Genomic DNA, 16988 nt, shown 5'->3' with positions numbered 1-16988 from the left:
GTTCATCCCCGTGCAGGCCAGTGCCAGGATGGCTCGTCCAGGAGGCCCTGGCCGACGATCGCGGTCTGGCCCGCTTCTTTGGTGAGTTCGATCGCGTTGATGTCGTGCTCTCGCCTGCGCAGCGCCTCGACCAACGCAGCGGAGTGGGTGACGACCACGATCTGCGAGCGTTCCGAGGACCGCGCGATCAGCGCGGCCAGTGCGGGCAACAGATCGGGGTGCAGGCTGGACTCCGGTTCGTTGAGCACGGTCAGCTCGGCCGGTCGCGGTGTGAGCAGGGCGGCGGCCCACAGCAGGTAGCGCAGTGTGCCGTCGGACAGCTCGGCCGCGGTGAGGGCACGCAGCATGCCGGGCTGGCGCAGCGTCACCTCGAAGCGCCCTTCGGTGCGGATCTGCACCCTGCTGCCGGGGAAGGCGTTGTCCACGGCCTCGGCCAGTGCGTCGGCGTCACCGATCTCGGCGATGGTCTGCAGCGCCGCGGCAAGGTCCGCCCCGTCGTGGCTCAAAACCATTGTCCGGGTGCCGATCTGAGGCTGACGGGCGGGCGCGTCAGTGTCGGTGCGGACGTGGTCGTAGAACCGCCAGGACCGGACCCGCTCACGCAATGCCAGCAGTTCGGGCGCCGCCTGCGGGTCGGCGACCTCGCTGAGCATGCTGTCGAACGGCCGCAGGGTGGCCGCGGTGCGCCAGCCGTCATCGGCATCGCGCAGCAGAACGGTCCGCACCGATCGCTGCGCCAGCAATGCCGAGGGCCGCAGCACCGCACCCGCCCACACGGCTTCCGACTTGATCTCGGGGTCCAGGTTGAAAGCCGTCTCGGTCTCCTGCGGCAGGCCGAAGTCCACGGCGTAGCCGAAGTCCTCACCGGCGAAGCCGAGCTTCAGGCTCACCGGACCCGTCTTGCCCGGCCCGGCCCACATCGTCGAGCTCAGCCCGCCCTCCCGGGCCAGAGCGCTGACCGCGCCGTTGCGGGCCGAGTCGGCCAGCAGCCGCAGCGCCCGGTAGAGGCTGGACTTGCCGGAGCCGTTGGCACCGGTGACCACATTGAGCCCGCGCAGCGGCAGGATCAGCCGGCGCAGCGACCGGTAGTTCTCCACGGCGACGGTGTCGAGCACGCCCCCAGCTAACCAGGCGGGGCCGACACTCAGACGGCGATGGCCTCCGGAGTGGGCACCGCGGTGGCCGGCGGCAACGGCTGAACGCCGGGCACCGGCGTGTACGGCCACAGGTCCGGCGGGATGATCTGGTTGCCGGTCACCCCGGTCAACCGGGCGATGATCTGCACCGGGATATTGACCAGCTGATAGAGCACCGCTCCGACGAACTGGATCGGCAGCTTGAACGGTCCGGTCATGTCCGCGGTGAGGCCGTTGAAGACCGAGTACACGAAATAGGGAACGAATCCCACGACCGTCCGCAGGTCCAGGGCAATGTTGGTCGCGACGTCGGGATACCCGTACATCGCGATCGCGTCGGTCAGCGCCTGGTTGATCCCGTCGAAGCCGGGGACCACCGGCTTGTAATCACTTCCGGCGAGGTCCATCAGAGGCGAACCGGCCGAATAGGACGGCGGTGTCAGCCCGAACAGTGCATCCACCGTGGGGGTGATGTCGATGTTCGAATAGGTGTTGTTGATCGCGCCCGCGGTGAAGGCGGTGCCGTTGGCGATCACGAACGTGGTTGTTTCCCAGGGTGTTTGGAAGCCGTGCGCCCGCATGTCCGAGCCGAGCCGGATCGTCGGCCACGGCACCTGACCGTGGTCGGTGGTCACCAGCACGGTCCACTTCTCATCAGGGTGCGCGGTGTTCCAGTCGGTGACCGCGGCCATGATGTCGCCGACGTTGTCGTCGACGTTCTTCAGCGCATCCTTGTACTGCTGCGAGCCGGCGTCGTACTCGTGGCCGGTGTTGTCGACTCCGACGAAATACGTGAAATTGAAGCTCGAAACGCCCGCGGTGGTGCCGTTGATCGCGTCGACGGACGCCTGACCCACCAGGTCGTCGGTATCCAGCCAGCTGTTGTTGTACTTCGGGAAGAACTTGATCACGTCGGCGGGAATCGAACCGGCCCCGGCGATCTGGGCGATGTTCTCCCAATCCGCGATCGCCGTTGTCTCGATGTTGGGGTCGGCGGCCTCGAGCTGATTGAAGACCGTCGGCCACTTGTCGTAGGTCCACGGCGTGAAGACATTGTTGAACAGACCCGTCTTCTCACTCCACACACCGGTCAAGATGCCCGTCCACGACGGGTTGGAGATCGTGGTGTGCCCGACCATGGTCGACGCCGCAGTGGTGCCGGTGGTCATCAGGGCTTGCAGGTTGACGTTGTCGGGGTTGGACAGGATGGCGCTGAGATTCGTCCCGTCGATCCCGATCACCAGCACGTGTGTCGGCGTGCCGGCGGCCAGCGTGCTGACCGATCCGCCGTTGCTCGCCGCGGCCGCGGATGCGGTTGCCGTCATCACCAGGCCGCGACGGCTGCGGCCGACCGCGGGCGACACCGTCGACGAGGACGCGCCGCCGCCGGAGACCACCGGCGTGATGCCCAGAGTGGACAGGGCCACCGAAAGCGCCTCTGCCGCTGGGCTTGCCGATGTACGTACCGACGCTGCAGGTTTACGGACCGCGGACGGCTTCGCGGGTTGACTCACCGCGCCCGCGGTGGTCGAACGCGGGCGGGCCTTCGGTCCCGCATTGTGGGCGCTTGCCTTCGACGAGCCGGACGACGGGCCCGCGGTGGAATCCGGCGAATCCGCGTACGCGACCGCGGTCGCGATCGTTGACCCCAGACCGAAGATGCCTGCCGCCGCGACGCCGACGCAGAGTTGTTTGGTTCGCTTCATCGCGCAATCACCCGATTCCCCAAGACCCGTTAGACGCCAATAGCTTTGCCTACTTCACCATGGCCCGCAGCAAAGTCGGCAAAAATGACGCGGCCGCCACGTGGACCGGTTATGAATTCAGATCGGCGCGAAAGTCCGTCATCGCCGACAGCACCGCGGTGAACACCCGGTGGGCCGCCTCGAGATCAGAGTCGGGTACCTCGGCAAGGGCGTGGTGGGTGTGGGTGGCCAGGGGCGTGAAGAACGCCCGGCCCACCTCGATGCCGTGGTCGGCGTAGCGCAGGAGCACCTTGCGCCGGTCGGTCGGGTCGGAGTCGCGTCGCAGGTGGCCGGACTCGATCATCCGCTCGACCAGGTAGGTGATCGCCGCGCCCGAGAGTCCCATCCGGGTGCGCAGCTCACCCGCGGTCAGTGGGGTGCCGGAGTTCTCGGCGACCATCACGTGCACCAGTGCGCGGAAGTCGTTGGCCGACAGCTGGTGGATACCGGCGAAAGCCCGGCCGATCTGGTCGGATTCGGCGGACAGCGCCTGGACGTCGGCGACCACGGCGGCTTCCAGGGCGGGCCGGCCGGATGGGTCCATGCCACCAGAGTATCTGTTAAGGAGATGAAATGTTAAGTAAATGAAGCTATCTTGGAGGCATGCATCGAGGACTCGAGGGCCGGCGACCCGTCTGGGACCGTGTCGGCGAACTTGTCAGCACCCGCTTTTCCTGGCTGTTGGCGCTGATCATCGCGCTGATCGGCGGCGGTCTGATGGGCGTCTTGGGGCAGGGCTCGTCGGCCGATCAGTCACCGGTGGCGCTTCCTCCCAGCGCGGAATCCGCGAAGGCCGCCGCGTTGCTCAAGGAGTTCCCCGGCGGTGGGGCGGCGCCGGTGATCCTCGTCGTCACACGCACCGACGGCGCGACGCTGACGCAGGCCGATCTGGCGGCCGCCGACGCGGCCCGCGGGCGGATGGTCGCCGCGACCGGCACCGGCGGGCCCCCGATTCCGGTCACCGCATCCGAGGACGGCAAGGCCGCGCTCGCGCCGGTCCAGATCGACCCCACGCTGTCCGGCTTCGCGCTCAACGACGAAGTCAAGTCGCTGCGGGATGCAGCCAAGGCGGGGTTGCCCGGCGACCTGACAACCAACGTCACCGGTGGCCCGGCGTTCGGCGCCGACATCGCGAACGCGTTCTCCGGCGCGAACTTCACCCTGCTGGCCGTCACCGGTGCGGTGGTCGCGCTGCTGCTGATCATCACCTACCGGTCGCCGGTGCTGTGGCTGGTGCCTCTTCTGGTGATCGCCTTCGCCGACCGGGTGGCCGCGGTGCTGGGTTCGGCGATCGCCGAGGGCACCGGCATGACCGCCGACGGTTCGACGTCCGGCATCACCAGCGTCCTGGTGTTCGGCGCCGGAACGAACTATGCGCTGCTGTTGATTTCGCGCTATCGCGAGGAATTGCGTTCGACAGACGATCATCGGGCGGCCCTGCGCACCGCGGTCCGGTTCGCCGGGCCTGCGATCGCGGCCAGCAATGCCACCGTGGTGCTGGCCCTGCTGACCCTGTTGTTCGCATCGTCACCAAGCACCCGCAGCCTCGGTGTCCAGGCCGCCTCCGGGCTGGTGGTCGCCGCGGTGTTCGTGCTGCTGATGCTGCCGCCGCTGCTGGCACTGTTCGGCCCGAAGTTGTTCTGGCCGTTCGTCCCTCGCCCCGGCGGCGAACAGATCACCGCCACCGGCGCCTGGCATCGGGTCGCCGACTGGGTGTCCAACCATGCCGGCCGGGTCACCGTCGCCTCCACGGCTGTGTTGATCGTGCTGGCGACCGGCTTGCTGGCAACCCCGGTGGGGCTCAACCAGATCGATCAGTTCCGGGTCAGCGCCGACTCGGTGGCCGGTTACCGGACGCTGTCGGCGCACTTCCCCAGCGGCCTGACCGACCCGACGCGGGTCATCGGTCGCAGCGACGCCGGCCCCGCACTCGAGCAGGCCATTCGAACCACCCCGGGCGTCATCTCCGTCAACCCGGCGGGCGACTCAGCCAACGGCCTCACTCAATGGCATGTTGTGCTCAGCGCCGAGCCTGCTTCCGACGCGTCCTTCGATACCATTGCCGCCCTTCGTGATTCAGTCCACCGGATCGATCCCCAGGCGCTGGTGGGCGGATCGGATGCGCAGGCCTTGGACGCCAAGAATGCCGCGGTGCACGACCGCTGGGTGGTGATCCCGGCGATCCTGATCGTCGTTCTCGCGGTGCTGTACATCCTGTTGCGGGCGGCGCTGGCGCCGCTGATTCTGGTCGCCGCCACCGTGCTGTCCACCATGGCCGCGCTCGGCCTGGGCGGCTGGGTGAGCGTCCACCTGCTCGGCTTCCCTGCGCTGGACAACACCACCCCGCTGTTCGCGTTCCTGTTCCTGGTCGCCCTCGGCGTGGACTACACGATCTTCCTGGTCACCCGTGCTCGCGAGGAGACCCCGCAGCACGGCACCCGCGGCGGGATCGTGCGCGCGGTCTCAGCGACCGGTGCGGTCATCACCAGCGCCGGAATCGTGCTGGCGGCGGTGTTCACCGTGCTGGGCGTACTGCCCCTGATCGTGCTCACCCAGCTGGGAATCATCGTCGGCCTGGGCATCCTGCTGGACACCTTCGTGGTTCGTACGGTGGTGATCCCGGCGCTGTTCACCCTGATCGGCCCGGCGATCTGGTGGCCGGCGTTCTCTCGCGACGAGATCGAGCCGGCCGAACGCGCGTAACGTCGTGGGATGACATCTGCCGCCGCACTGCCACCACTGCACATGCGGCGCAACGGGTTCGATCCCACACCGGAACTGCGCGACATCCGTGACGGCAGCGGAGTGGTCACCGCCGTCAACGCATTCGGCATGCAGGTGTACCTGATCACGCGTTACGACGACGTCCGGGCGGTGCTGTCCGATCACGAGCACTTCGCCAACGGACGGCCGCCGGGCTTCGTGTTGCCCGGCGCACCGCAACTGCCCGAGGAGGAGCAGGCCAACGCCCGCGCAGGCAACCTGCTCGCCCTCGATCCACCCCAGCACACCCGGCTGCGGCGGATGCTGACCGGCGAGTTCACCGTGCGCCGGATGAAGGCACTCGAGCCGCGCATCGTCGAGATCGTCGAATCGCGGCTGGATGCACTCGAGACTGCCGGTGCACCAGCCGATCTGGTCGCCGAGTTCGCGCTGCCGATCCCGTCGCTGGTCATCTGCGAGCTGCTCGGCGTGCCGTATGCCGACCGCGACGATTTCCAGCGGCGCAGCGCCCGTCAGCTCGATTTGTCCATTCCGATTCCCGAGCGTCTGGAGTTGGTGCGCCAGGGCCGCGAGTACATGGGCACACTGGTGGCCGCGGCCCGGCGCACACCCGGTGACGACATGCTCGGCATGCTGGTACGCGACCACGGCACCGAGCTCAGCGACAACGAGTTGATCGGGATCGCCGGTCTACTGCTGCTCGCCGGCCACGAGACCACGTCGAACATGCTGGGATTGGGCACCCTGGCGTTGTTGCGCCATCCCGATCAGCTGGCCGCGGTCCGTGACGACCCCGACGCGGTCGCCCCGGCCGTCGAGGAGCTACTGCGCTGGCTGTCGATCGTGCACAGCAGCATCCCCCGGCTGACCACCGCCGACACCGAGGTTGCCGGTGTTGCCATCCCGGCCGGAAGCCTGGTGCTGGCGTCATTGGCGTCCGGCAACCGGGACGCGTCGTTCGTCGATGATCCCGACGTACTGGACATCAGACGAGACATCGTGAGCCACTTGGCATTCGGTCACGGGGTGCATCACTGCCTCGGCGCTCCGCTGGCTCGGATGGAGATGCGCATCGCATTCCCGGCACTACTGCGCCGCTTCCCGGCGCTGACCTGCGCCGAGCCGTTCGACGGCATCGAGTTCAGGCCGTTTCACTTCATCTACGGATTGCGGTCCCTGGCGGTCGCCTGGTGATCCTCGAACACACCCGCGCGGGCGAGTAGCAGCACGCTGACCACCAGTACCCAGATCGGGAAGCTCAGCGTGAGCCACATGCTGACGTCACTGGCGATCAACAGTGCGACCGCGAGCAGATAGCTGACATACACCAGCCAGCGCGGCATCAGGTGGGTGCGCAGCCAGATCGTGGCCAGCGAGATCATGAACACCGCCGCCATCCGCAGCGCATAGGTCTTCGACAGGGTCAGCACCACCATCTGCCCGAACAGCGCCACCTCGCTGTGGCCGAGCAGTTCGTGGCCCAGCGCATTGTTGGCTGCGGCCAGACCCGCTCCGATCGCGCTCGTCACGAACATCATGGCCAGGAACAGCAGGCCGCTGCCGAGGAACACGGTGGCGAAGAACCGGTCCTCGAGCCTGCCGAGCCCGTCGCGCACGACGCCGATGAACCACAGGAAGCTGATCCCCGCGAACGGCATCAACACCGCCGCGATCTTCATCTTGCCGCCGGCGGCGTCCAGCCACTGCGAGCCGGGCTGGGCCCCCTCGGGCAGCGACGAGCGGATCAGAATCAGGTTGGCGCCGAACAACAACGCGAACGCGACCCCGGCCGCCGCGGCGGCCCGCGGCGTGGTCAGGCTTTTCAGGGTTGACGAGCGCTTGGTGTCACTGTCGGAGCCGGCCACACGGCCATGGTGACAGACTCAGGGCTGTCCAGGCAGTAAACGCACCATCAAACCGTGGGCTTCGGCGCAGAGCGTGCCGTCGGGATCTCTCATCTCGGCGTTGACGAAGGCCTTGCGACCCTCGGCTTCCCGAAGCCAGCCACGCACCGTGAGCTCGGTGTCGATCGGGGTGACGCTGCGGTAGTCGACATGCAGGAACGCAGTTCGGCTGATCGGGCGGCCGGTGGCATGAATGACCATCCCGAACACCGAGTCGAACGTCAACGGCAGCACGCCGCCGTGCACGGCGTAGTTCCCGCCGACGTGAAATCGGCTGAACCGAACAGTCAATTCGACTGCCTCAGAATCGAATTGGGTGACCCGATACGGCGGCATCAGCAGGCTGCCCGCACCGGGCAGGCTGGGCACCCGATTGGCCGGTCCGACGCCTTCGGCCGCTTCGAACGGTCCGAGTAGCGCGACCAGCTGCTCGGCGAGGTCGGCGGCAGCGGTCCAGGTGTCCGGATCCGGGTCGGCCGAGACCGCCAGGTCCTGCGCGCGTCGCATTGCGGTCAAGAACCGGCCGAAACCTTCACCGGGCCGGGCGACTTCGAATTTGGGGAAGCCGCCGTGCTTGTAGTAGTCGGGGTCGAGTTCGTAGTCGTCACGATCGGTCATCGGGGGGCCAGCACGTCGCGGCGCACGATCGTCTGGTCCCGTCCCGGCCCGACCCCGATGCACGAAACATAGGCTCCGGCAAGCTCTTCCAAGCGCAGCACGTAGTCCCGCGCCTTGGCAGGCAGGTCGTCGAATTCGCGGGCGCCGGAGATGTCCTCCCACCAGCCGGGCAGTTCTTCGTAGACCGGTTCGGCGCGGGCGATGTCGCTCTGGGTCATCGGCATCTCGTCCGTGCGCTTGCCGTCCACCGTGTAGCCCACGCAGATCGGCACCGTCTCCAGGCTGGACAGCACGTCGAGCTTGGTCAGGAAGTAGTCGGTGATGCCGTTGACCCGGGTGGCGTAGCGGGCGATCACCGCATCGAACCACCCGCAGCGACGCGCCCGGCCCGTGGTGACGCCGACCTCGCCGCCGGTCTTGGACAGATACGCGCCGTTCTCGTCGAACAGCTCGGTGGGGAACGGCCCCGATCCGACCCGAGTGGTGTACGCCTTCAGGATCCCGAGCACGGTGGTGATCCGGGTGGGGCCGATGCCGGAGCCGACCGCGGCACCGCCCGCGGTGGGGTTCGACGACGTGACGTACGGGTACGTGCCGTGGTCGACGTCGAGCAGCGTGCCCTGAGAGCCCTCCAGCAGCACCGTCTCGCCGGACTCCAGGGCGGTGTTGAGCTGCAGGCGGGTGTCGGCGATCCGGTGCCTGAAGCCGTCGGCCTGGGCCAGCAGCGTCTCGAGCACCTCGTCGGCGTCGAGCGCCTTGCGGTTGTAGATCTTGACCAGCACCTGGTTCTTGAGCTCGAGGGAGGCCTCGATCTTCGCGGCCAGCAGGTCGCGGTCCAGGACGTCGGCGACTCGGATGCCCATCCGGGCGATCTTGTCCTGGTAGCAGGGCCCGATGCCACGGCCGGTGGTGCCGATCTTCTTGCTGCCCATGTAGCGCTCGGTGACCTTGTCGATCGCCACGTGATACGGCATCAGCAGATGCGCATCCGCCGAGATCAGCAGGCCGGAGGTGTCGACCCCACGATCCTCGAGCCCGGCGAGCTCGCCCAGCAGCACTCCCGGGTCGACGACGACACCGTTGCCGATGACGTTGGTCACGCCGGGGGTGAGGATGCCCGAGGGGATGAGGTGCAAGGCGAAGTTTTCGCCTGTCGGCAGTACGACGGTGTGGCCGGCGTTGTTACCGCCTTGGTAGCGCACCACCCACTGCACGCGTCCACCGAGGAGATCGGTGGCTTTTCCTTTGCCCTCGTCACCCCACTGGGCGCCGATGAGGACGATTGCCGGCATGGTATTTCTCCTGCTTATTGTGGTGCAGCCGGTGACCTACCCTATCGGAGCGCAGCACGAGGAGTGTCGTTGACCAACACCACGATCACCGTGTTGCGTTTCGGGGGCCGCCGGCTGCCCCGCGCGCTGGCGTCCCTCGAGCACCATGACGGCGACGATCCGGCCGGAATCGACGCCGCCGTCGCCGCGGCCTCGCGGGTCATCGTGGTGGGCTCGACGACCGACCTGGCGGCGGTCCTGACCCGGCTGATGCGCCTCGAACGCCTCGACGTGGAGGTCGCCGCGGTGACGCGGTGGCGCGGCGCCCGGCGCGCGTTGACCGGTGTGGCACAACGCATTCCGCTGATCCGCGATGAAACCGGAACAGCGTTGGTGGACGCCGCGTTCTGGCTACCCCCCGGCGACGGGCGGGTGATCCGGGGCGAAGCCGTCGTCGACGACCAGGTGCTCTTCGACGGCGAGGTGACCGCGGTCCGGGTCGAGCCGATGGCCGTGATGCCCGGCCTGCGAGCGGCGGTGCTGACCGGCCGGATGCGTCCGCGGCGCTGGCTGACCGGACGCGCCGTCCAGCTCGGCACCACCGGCGCCCGGGTGGTTCGCGACGGGTCCCTGATGCCACGAGAGGTGAAACGCTCGGCCTTCTACCGCCACACCACGGGGTGGCTGCGGGTCTCGTGAGGACCAGGTCGCGGCGGTGTCTCCGGTAGTTTCGTGAGGTGAGCGTTCGACCGCTGCGCCAGTCGGTGCGGCCCAGCCCCGTCTTCCTGGTGATCGTCGCGATAACGGTTGCCGGCGGGGTGCTGGCCTGGCTGGCTGCCGAAACCGTGCGGCCGCTGGCCTACGTCGGGGTGTTCATCTTCGTCATCGCCGGCTGGGTGGTGTCACTGTGCCTGCACGAGTTCGGCCACGCGTACACGGCCTGGCGCTTCGGCGACCACGACGTCGCGATTCGCGGCTACCTCACGCTCAACCCGCTGAAGTACACCAGCCCGCTGCTATCACTGGCTCTTCCGCTGCTGTTCATCGCCCTCGGCGGCATCGGGCTGCCGGGCGGCGCGGTCTACGTCCGCACGTTCTTCATGACGCCGCGGCAGCGCACCCTGGTCAGCCTGGCCGGTCCGGCCGCCAATCTGCTGCTGGCCGTCGTGCTGCTGGTGGCCACCCGAATGTTCTACGACCCGGCCCACGGCGTGTTCTGGTCAGCGGTGGCGTTCCTGGGCTTCCTGCAGATCACCGCCTTGCTGCTGAATCTGCTGCCGATTCCGGGACTGGACGGCTACGGCGCGCTCGAGCCGCACCTGAGCCCCGAAACGCAACGCGCGGTGGCCCCGGCCAAGCAGTTCGGGTTCTTGTTCCTGCTGGTTCTGCTGCTGGCCCCGGCCATGAACCAGTGGTTCTTCTCGGTGGTGTTCTGGTTCTTCGACCTCTCCGGAGTGCCCGGCGGCCTCGCAGCTATCGGGTCTCAGCTGACCCGGTTCTGGTCTGCCTGGATCTGATAGCCAAAAAACCAAGACGTGGGGCAGCGATCCCCTCCGTCGTTGCCCCCGTCTCGGCTCATCCCCCGGGTTGGCAATGGCCAATTTATCCAGGGGTAGCCGTCGCGGCAGGGACTTGGGAAGAAAAATTTCTTACGCGTCAATTGGGTGATCTCTGACCGATCCGCGAATCATAATTCCGACGGATGTCGCCGTCTCCGTCGAGCATCCGGTGGTCGGCACCGAGTAAGCCCATCGCCGCAGCACGTGCGCGGGCCGGCAGGAGGCCGTAGACCGCAATCAGCGGGCCGAGCCTGCGCGGGACGTATACCGACCGCCGGCCACGGTGCACCGCGTCCACGATCCCGGCCGCGACGACCTCGGGCGCGCACGTCCGCATCAGCCAGTGGTCGGGCAGCCCGGCGGACAGCTCGGTCCTGACCATGCCGGGGTACACCGTGGTGAACCTGATGCCGGTCGCGGCAGCTTCGAGCGCTACCGCTTCGGTGAAGCCGCTCACCGCGAACTTGGTCGCGGTGTAGGTCGACACGCCCCCGAAACCCAGCCGACCCGCGGCGGACGCGACGTTGACGACGTGACCGGAGCGCCGCGGGGCCATCCGCTCCATGGCGAGCTGCGTCCCGTAGATGACCCCGGCGACATTGATGCCCAGCTGCCGCTGGATCGACTCCGGCGTCTCGTCGAGCAGCGGGGTCACCGGCATGATCCCAGCGTTGTTGACCACCACGTCGAGTGGGCCCAGAGCACCGGTCAGGGAATCCAGGAATCCCGCGAAGCTGGCCCGGTCGGTGACGTCGACCTCGCCCCACCAGCATCCGATCGCGGCCGCCGTCCGCTCCGACTGCTGGATGTCAACGTCGCCGATGGCCACCTTGGCCCCCGCCCGGACGAAAGCTGCGGCTGTCGCCGCCCCGATGCCCCGGGCACCGCCGGTCACCACCACCACGCGATCCCTCAGGTTGATTGTTGCCATCTGGCGTTCCTTTTCTCTATCCGAACCGGCGCCGCACCCCGCGCGCACCGATCAACCGCGAAACGCGGCGCAGGATCGTTCGGCGCACCGGGGTGTACGGGTACCAGGTGAGCTCGCGAGGGAAGCTCACCCGCGCGGCCGCAATCGCCTGCGGCCGGCAGAATTTCAGCACTGCGTCGCTGCCTCCACGGACGCCCAGACCGGACTCCTTCCAACCGCCTTGTGGCAGTGCGAGGGTGAACAGATTGGCGAACACGTCGTTGATGCTCACCGATCCCGCGTCGAGGCGCCGTGCGATGCGTTCGGCACGACGCGGGTCAGCGCTGAACACCACCGCAGACAGGCCGTAGCAGGAATCGTTGGCCAGTCGCACGGCCTCGTCCTCGTCACCGACGCGCACCATGGGCAGGATCGGCCCGAAGGTCTCCTCGGTCATGCACAGCATGTCGTGGTCGACGTCGGTGAGCACCGTCGGCCCTGCGCTGTCACCGCCGTCCACCAGCGCGGTCGCGCCGCGGGCGAGCGCATCAGCGAGATGCCTGCGAACTACCGTGGCCTGTCCCGGGCTGGTGAACCGGCCGATGTCCAGTCCGCTGCGCAGCCCGGCGACGCCGGCTGCGACCCGAGACACGAACTCGTCGTAGATCGCCGACTCGACGTAGACCCGTTCCACCGAGACACACATCTGGCCGCGGTTGGCCATCGCACCCCACACCGCGGCATTGGCGGCTCGCGTGATGTCGGCGTCGTCGAGCACGATCATGGCGTCCTTGCCGCCCAGTTCCAGGGAGCACGGAACCAAGCGCTCCGCGGCCGCCCTGGCGATGGCCCGTCCTGTGCGTACGGAACCGGTGAACTGGACGAAATCGACGGTGTCAGCCACGGCGGCACCGTGCTCGCCGCCGCCGAGCACCACCTGAAGAACAGGTGGCGCACCGATTTCCACCCAGCCTGCTATCGCGGCCGACACCGCCGATGGAGTCAACTCCGAGGGCTTGACCACGACCGCGCACCCGGCCAGCAGCGCCGGCGCCGCGTCCAGCAGAGACAGACCAAGCGGGAAGTTCCAGGGCGTGATCACACCGACCAACGGATAGGGCCGTTGAACAAGCAACTGCCGCTTCGTGATTGCCAGCAATCCATGGGGCCGCGGACGATGGTCGACAAGCAGTCGGCGTGCCCGCCTGCTGTGGTAGTTGATCGCCTCGACAACATACGGGATCTCCATCCCGGCCTCGGTGGCGGGCTTGCCGGTCTCCTGCATCAGCAGGCGTTCCAGCCGGGCCTGGTTGTCCCACAGCCAATCCCGGTACCTCGACAACCATCGCACCCGCTCGCAGACGGGGAGCATCGCCCAATCCGGCTGACTCGCGCGCAGCTGCGCGGTGACCACGCCCACCGATTCAGCCGCTTCCGTCATTCGGCGACTCCGGCCAACAGGTTTCGCTTCAGAACCTTGCCTGTTTCGTTGCGGGGCAGCGCATCGAGGAACACGACGTCTCGCGGTACTTTGTGACGGGCCAACCGACTGCGCACGTACATCCGCACCCCGTCGGCGTCCAGAGCGGCACCGACCCTGACGACGACGAAGGCACGCAACCGTTGGCCGAAGTCCTGATCCGGTACACCCACCACCGCGGCCTCGATGATCGCCGGATGCTCGACGAGCAGATTCTCCACCTCGACCGGATAAACGTTCTCTCCGCCGGAAACGATCATGTCGTCATCCCGCCCGTCGACATACCACAGCCCGCGGTCGTCGAAGTGTCCGGTATCCCCCGACGACATCAACCCGTCGAGGACCCGCTTGCCGCCGCCGTCGGTGTATCCCGAAAAGCTCAGGCCGCTCGACACGTACAGCGTCCCGCTCTGCCCCGGCTGAGTGATCAGACGGTCGCGGGAATCGTAGGCTGCGATACGGCACCCGACCGGGGGGCGGCCGACCGTACCTGGCGCGATACGGAGCTCTTGGGGCGTCGCGACCGCCGCGGTGGCGACCTCGGTGGAGCCGTAGAGGTTGTACAGCACGTCGCCGAACGTCTGCAATGTGCGACGGCATACCTGCGGGGAAAGTGCGGACCCGGCAGCGAATATCACTCGCAACGACGAGGTGTCGTATCGACCGACGACGTCGGGCCCGAGGTCGAGGATCCTGCTGAGCATGGTCGGAACCAGGATCACCGCACCGGCTCGGTGCCGCTCGATCGCGGTGAGGACGGCCAACGGATCAAATCGCCTGGCCAGTACGATCCGGTTTCCCAGAGCCAAACCCACTGATGCCGTGGCCAATCCGGTGGCATGGAAAAGTGGTGCCGCCACGACGTAGCTCCCGTTCGCAGGCCAGGGAATGCGGTCGAGCAGCTGGGCGGACTGCAACGGGCTGATCCGGTCACGCGGGGCGCCCTTGGGGGTGCCGGTGGTCCCACTGGTCAGCAACACCAGTCCACCGGGTCGGGGCGGATAGGGCATCCGATCGACGGATTGGCTTGACGCCCTTTCGTCGAGCGTCGGCTGAGTGTGCGCGTCCTCGACCCAGTTCAGCGTGACGTGCACGTCTTCCGGGAGCGCGGTGCACAACTCCGCGAATTCCTGGTCGGCGAGCACAAGGCCGACACCCTCCCGTACGCACACGTCGCGGAGCTGGGGACCAGCGAACCCGGTGTTCAGCAATACCGTTCGCACCCCGGCCTTGCCGGCGCCGGCCAGGCCGATCAACACACCGCGATGGCTGCGGTTGAGCAATCCGACAGTCGAGCCGGCACCCAGATGGTCGTCGAGAAAGACCCGCGCCACCGCATTGGACATCCGGTCGAGTTGGCGAAACGTCAGCGTTCCCTGATCGTCGGTCAACGCCGGCGAGTCGGCGTAGCGTGCGGCGGTGTAGCTGACGAGCCCCCCGAAAGAGCCGTAGTGACGCAATGCCTTTGCTGCAGTGAGTATTTCGACGGGGTTGGTGAGATTGATCATGCCCCGGCGTTGCAGCACCGCGACGGCACGCAGCACGTTGGCCAACTGCACACTCACAGCAGCCCCAGGATCAGTCGGACAACCTCGTGGGGGTCGTCGAGCTGCGGACAGTGCCCAGAACGCGGCAGCACGACGAGGGCACTGCCTGCGATCTGCTGGTGCAGCGCACGGCTGGCATGGACGGGAATGATGCGGTCTCTGGCGCCGTGGGCGACGACTGCCGGGCACGCGATGTGCAGATCGCGATGTCCCCCGGCCGTCTCGTAGGCGTACTGCAATGCGTAGCGGCCCAGTGCCGCCAGCGCGGCAGGTCCCCCGACTGTGCGCCGCCACCGGGCGACGACCGCCGGGTCGGCGAGGACGCCAGGGCCGTAGAGCATGTGTCGGACCGCCGTCCCGGTGGCCCATCGCAGCACGCCCGCCGGGATCGGCAGCCTCGCCGCGGTGCGCCATACCTGCGGCGGCAGTTGCTTGCTGCGAGCCAGCCGGGCGGGGAGGTGCCGGGCGTTGAGTGGGTCGTTGAGCGCCAAGACCGCCTGTACCGCATCGGGATTGCGCGCCGCCGCGCGCACGGCGGTCGCCGCGCCCAGGGAGTTTCCGACGAGCACGACCGGCCCGCGCTCGTTCAGCAGCTCGTCGACGAAGGCGTCGAACTGGGGCAGCAGCGCACCGGGTCGACGGCGGTCGGCCCAGCCGAATCCTGGCAGGTCAACCGCCGCCGCACGCCGGCCAACGGCTTCGAGCTGATCGAGCACGGCCCGCCAGGTGTCCGCGGAGTCCGCGTAACCATGAAGCAACACCACAGGCGGTCCGTCGCCGTCCACCGATAGGACCCGGGTACGCACGCCGTCGTAGCAACCCGTGCCGGTGATGATCATGGCGAAAGCAGTCCCTTGGCAATGTGGGTGACCTGGACCTCGTTGCTGCCCGCGTAGATCATCAGCGACTTCGCGTCCCGGGCGAGTCGTTCCACGCCGTACTCAGCCATGTATCCGTTACCGCCGAAGAGCTGGACAGCCTCCATCGCCACATCGGTGGCGGCCTGCGACGAGTACAGCTTGATCGCCGAGGCTTCGGCCAGCGATGGCAACCGCCCGTGACCGATCGCCTCCAGCGTCTGGAACACCATGTTCTGCACGTTGATTCGGGCGACCTCCATCTGCGCCAGCTTCAGCTGGATCAGCTGGAACTGACCGATGTTCTTACCCCACAGGGTGCGGGTCTTCGCATAGTCGACGCACAGTCGGTGGCACTCGTTGATGATGCCCAACGACATCAACGCGATTCCTATCCGTTCGCCGGCGAAATTCGCTCTGGCGCTGTCGCGTCCATCACCCGCGCCGTGCTGCTCGGTCTCCCCGAGCAGCCGGTCTCGGCCGAGGCGAACGTTGTCGAAGAACAGCTCCCCGGTGGGCGAGGACATCATGCCCATCTTCTTGAACGGCCTGCCCTGGGTCAGGCCCGGCATGCCGGCGTCGAGCACGAACGTGAGCACCGGCCGGTCTCGCTTGTCGATGCGGGAGTCCGTGCCCTCATCGAGCTTCGCGTATACCACGATGACGTCGGCGTCTGGGCCGTTGGTGATGAACGTCTTCTGGCCGTTCAGGATGTAATCGGAACCGTCGCGCCGCACATAGGTTTTCATTCCCCCGAACGCATCGGAGCCGGCATCTGGTTCGGTGATCGCCCACGCTGCGATCTTCTCGAGCGTCATCAGTTCGGGGAGCCAACGTTCCTTCTGCGCGAGCGTCCCGCGCGACATGATCGTAGAGGCGCCGAGGCCGAGGCTGACCCCAATGGTGGACAGCAGACCGATGCTCACCGCGGCGAGTTCGGTCACCAGGACAGCGGCCATCGACGCTTGCGCGCCCAGATCACCCAAACCTCCCCCCTTGGAGGTGGACGGGGCGGTGTCCCGGGACTCCGCCTTCGCCCGTTCCCGATCCAGCATCGTCTTCACCGCTTCGGCGGCCATCACATCAAGGCCGAACTCGCTGAACAGCTTTCGCGCGATCGGATACGGCGACCGGCTTCCGTCCTCGAGCTCCTCGATATGCGGCCGGATCTCCTTGGCGATGAACTCCCGCACGGTGTCGCGCATGATGATGTCGGTGTCCGACCATTCGATCATGA

At 67.5% G+C, this 16988-nt stretch carries 15 protein-coding genes; 4 read left to right on the top strand and 11 right to left on the bottom strand.

All coding sequences use genetic code 11. From position 1 onward, the window contains the following. Window positions 1-2: 2 nt before the first annotated feature. From D3H54_RS02920 to D3H54_RS02910, 3 genes are all read right to left on the bottom strand, one after another. Window positions 3-1115: an AAA family ATPase gene (locus D3H54_RS02920; protein WP_149377785.1), complete on the bottom strand. Its 1113-nt coding sequence runs from the start codon at window positions 1113-1115 to the stop codon at window positions 3-5. Window positions 1116-1144: 29 nt separating this feature from the next. Beyond that, window positions 1145-2842 carry an alkaline phosphatase family protein gene (locus D3H54_RS02915; RefSeq protein ID WP_149377784.1) on the bottom strand — a complete coding sequence of 566 codons (1698 nt, stop codon included), beginning with the start codon at window positions 2840-2842 and terminating at the stop codon, window positions 1145-1147. 109 nt (window positions 2843-2951) lie between these two features. Further along, complete coding sequence (locus D3H54_RS02910) at window positions 2952-3425, bottom strand: MarR family winged helix-turn-helix transcriptional regulator (protein WP_149377783.1); 474 nt, start codon at window positions 3423-3425, stop codon at window positions 2952-2954. Between the two features lie 59 nt (window positions 3426-3484). On the opposite strand from D3H54_RS02910, the gene D3H54_RS02905 reads away from it, so the two are divergent. Both D3H54_RS02905 and D3H54_RS02900 read left to right on the top strand, forming a co-directional pair. Then, window positions 3485-5584: an MMPL family transporter gene (locus D3H54_RS02905; RefSeq protein WP_149377782.1), complete on the top strand. Its 2100-nt coding sequence runs from the start codon at window positions 3485-3487 to the stop codon at window positions 5582-5584. 9 nt (window positions 5585-5593) lie between these two features. Next, complete coding sequence (locus D3H54_RS02900) at window positions 5594-6799, top strand: cytochrome P450 (protein WP_149377781.1); 1206 nt, start codon at window positions 5594-5596, stop codon at window positions 6797-6799. On the opposite strand, the gene D3H54_RS02895 is transcribed toward D3H54_RS02900, so the two are convergent. Genes D3H54_RS02895 through D3H54_RS02885 form a run of 3 tightly spaced genes read right to left on the bottom strand, consistent with a single transcriptional unit; the run spans window position 6766 to window position 9419 of the window. After that, window positions 6766-7470 carry a hypothetical protein gene (locus tag D3H54_RS02895; protein ID WP_286199091.1) on the bottom strand — a complete coding sequence of 235 codons (705 nt, stop codon included), beginning with the start codon at window positions 7468-7470 and terminating at the stop codon, window positions 6766-6768. The two genes, D3H54_RS02900 and D3H54_RS02895, sit on opposite strands and share 34 nt — an antisense overlap. Window positions 7471-7488: 18 nt before the next feature. Continuing rightward, window positions 7489-8127 (bottom strand): PaaI family thioesterase, encoded by a 639-nt coding sequence (locus D3H54_RS02890; RefSeq protein WP_149377780.1) that lies wholly within the window; start codon window positions 8125-8127, stop codon window positions 7489-7491. Further along, on the bottom strand, window positions 8124-9419 hold the full coding sequence (locus D3H54_RS02885) for an adenylosuccinate synthase (protein ID WP_149377779.1): 1296 nt from the start codon (window positions 9417-9419) through the stop codon (window positions 8124-8126). Before D3H54_RS02885 ends, D3H54_RS02890 begins: the two co-directional genes overlap by 4 nt. Window positions 9420-9488: 69 nt before the next feature. Here D3H54_RS02885 and D3H54_RS02880 point away from each other — a divergent pair, with 69 nt between their 5' ends. Further along, entirely contained in the window at window positions 9489-10097 is a 609-nt protein-coding gene (locus tag D3H54_RS02880) for a peptidase M50 (protein ID WP_149377778.1), read from the top strand. A 38-nt stretch (window positions 10098-10135) separates the two neighbouring features. Next, complete coding sequence (locus tag D3H54_RS02875; protein ID WP_149377777.1) at window positions 10136-10915, top strand: site-2 protease family protein; 780 nt, start codon at window positions 10136-10138, stop codon at window positions 10913-10915. 139 nt (window positions 10916-11054) lie between these two features. On the opposite strand, the gene D3H54_RS02870 is transcribed toward D3H54_RS02875, so the two are convergent. From D3H54_RS02870 to D3H54_RS02850, 5 genes are read right to left on the bottom strand one after another with little or no spacing between them, the layout of a single operon-like run. Next, a complete protein-coding gene (locus D3H54_RS02870) occupies window positions 11055-11888 on the bottom strand; it encodes an SDR family oxidoreductase (RefSeq protein WP_149377776.1) in 834 nt (277 codons plus the stop codon). A gap of 16 nt (window positions 11889-11904) precedes the next feature. Beyond that, on the bottom strand, window positions 11905-13308 hold the full coding sequence (locus D3H54_RS02865; RefSeq protein ID WP_149377775.1) for an aldehyde dehydrogenase family protein: 1404 nt from the start codon (window positions 13306-13308) through the stop codon (window positions 11905-11907). Beyond that, window positions 13305-14855 (bottom strand): acyl-CoA synthetase, encoded by a 1551-nt coding sequence (locus D3H54_RS02860; protein WP_210419705.1) that lies wholly within the window; start codon window positions 14853-14855, stop codon window positions 13305-13307. The genes D3H54_RS02865 and D3H54_RS02860 overlap by 4 nt, the downstream gene beginning before the upstream one ends. A 53-nt stretch (window positions 14856-14908) precedes the next feature. Beyond that, on the bottom strand, window positions 14909-15733 hold the full coding sequence (locus tag D3H54_RS02855) for an alpha/beta fold hydrolase (RefSeq protein WP_149377774.1): 825 nt from the start codon (window positions 15731-15733) through the stop codon (window positions 14909-14911). Next, window positions 15730-16986, bottom strand: a complete 1257-nt coding sequence (locus D3H54_RS02850; protein ID WP_149377773.1) for an acyl-CoA dehydrogenase family protein — start codon at window positions 16984-16986, stop codon at window positions 15730-15732. Before D3H54_RS02850 ends, D3H54_RS02855 begins: the two co-directional genes overlap by 4 nt. Window positions 16987-16988 lie beyond the last annotated feature (2 nt).

This window comes from Mycobacterium sp. ELW1 (assembly GCF_008329905.1).
In the GTDB taxonomy this organism is placed as follows: domain Bacteria; phylum Actinomycetota; class Actinomycetes; order Mycobacteriales; family Mycobacteriaceae; genus Mycobacterium.
Note: the sequence above shows the minus strand (reverse complement) of the source record. Positions and strands in the feature narration are given on the sequence as shown.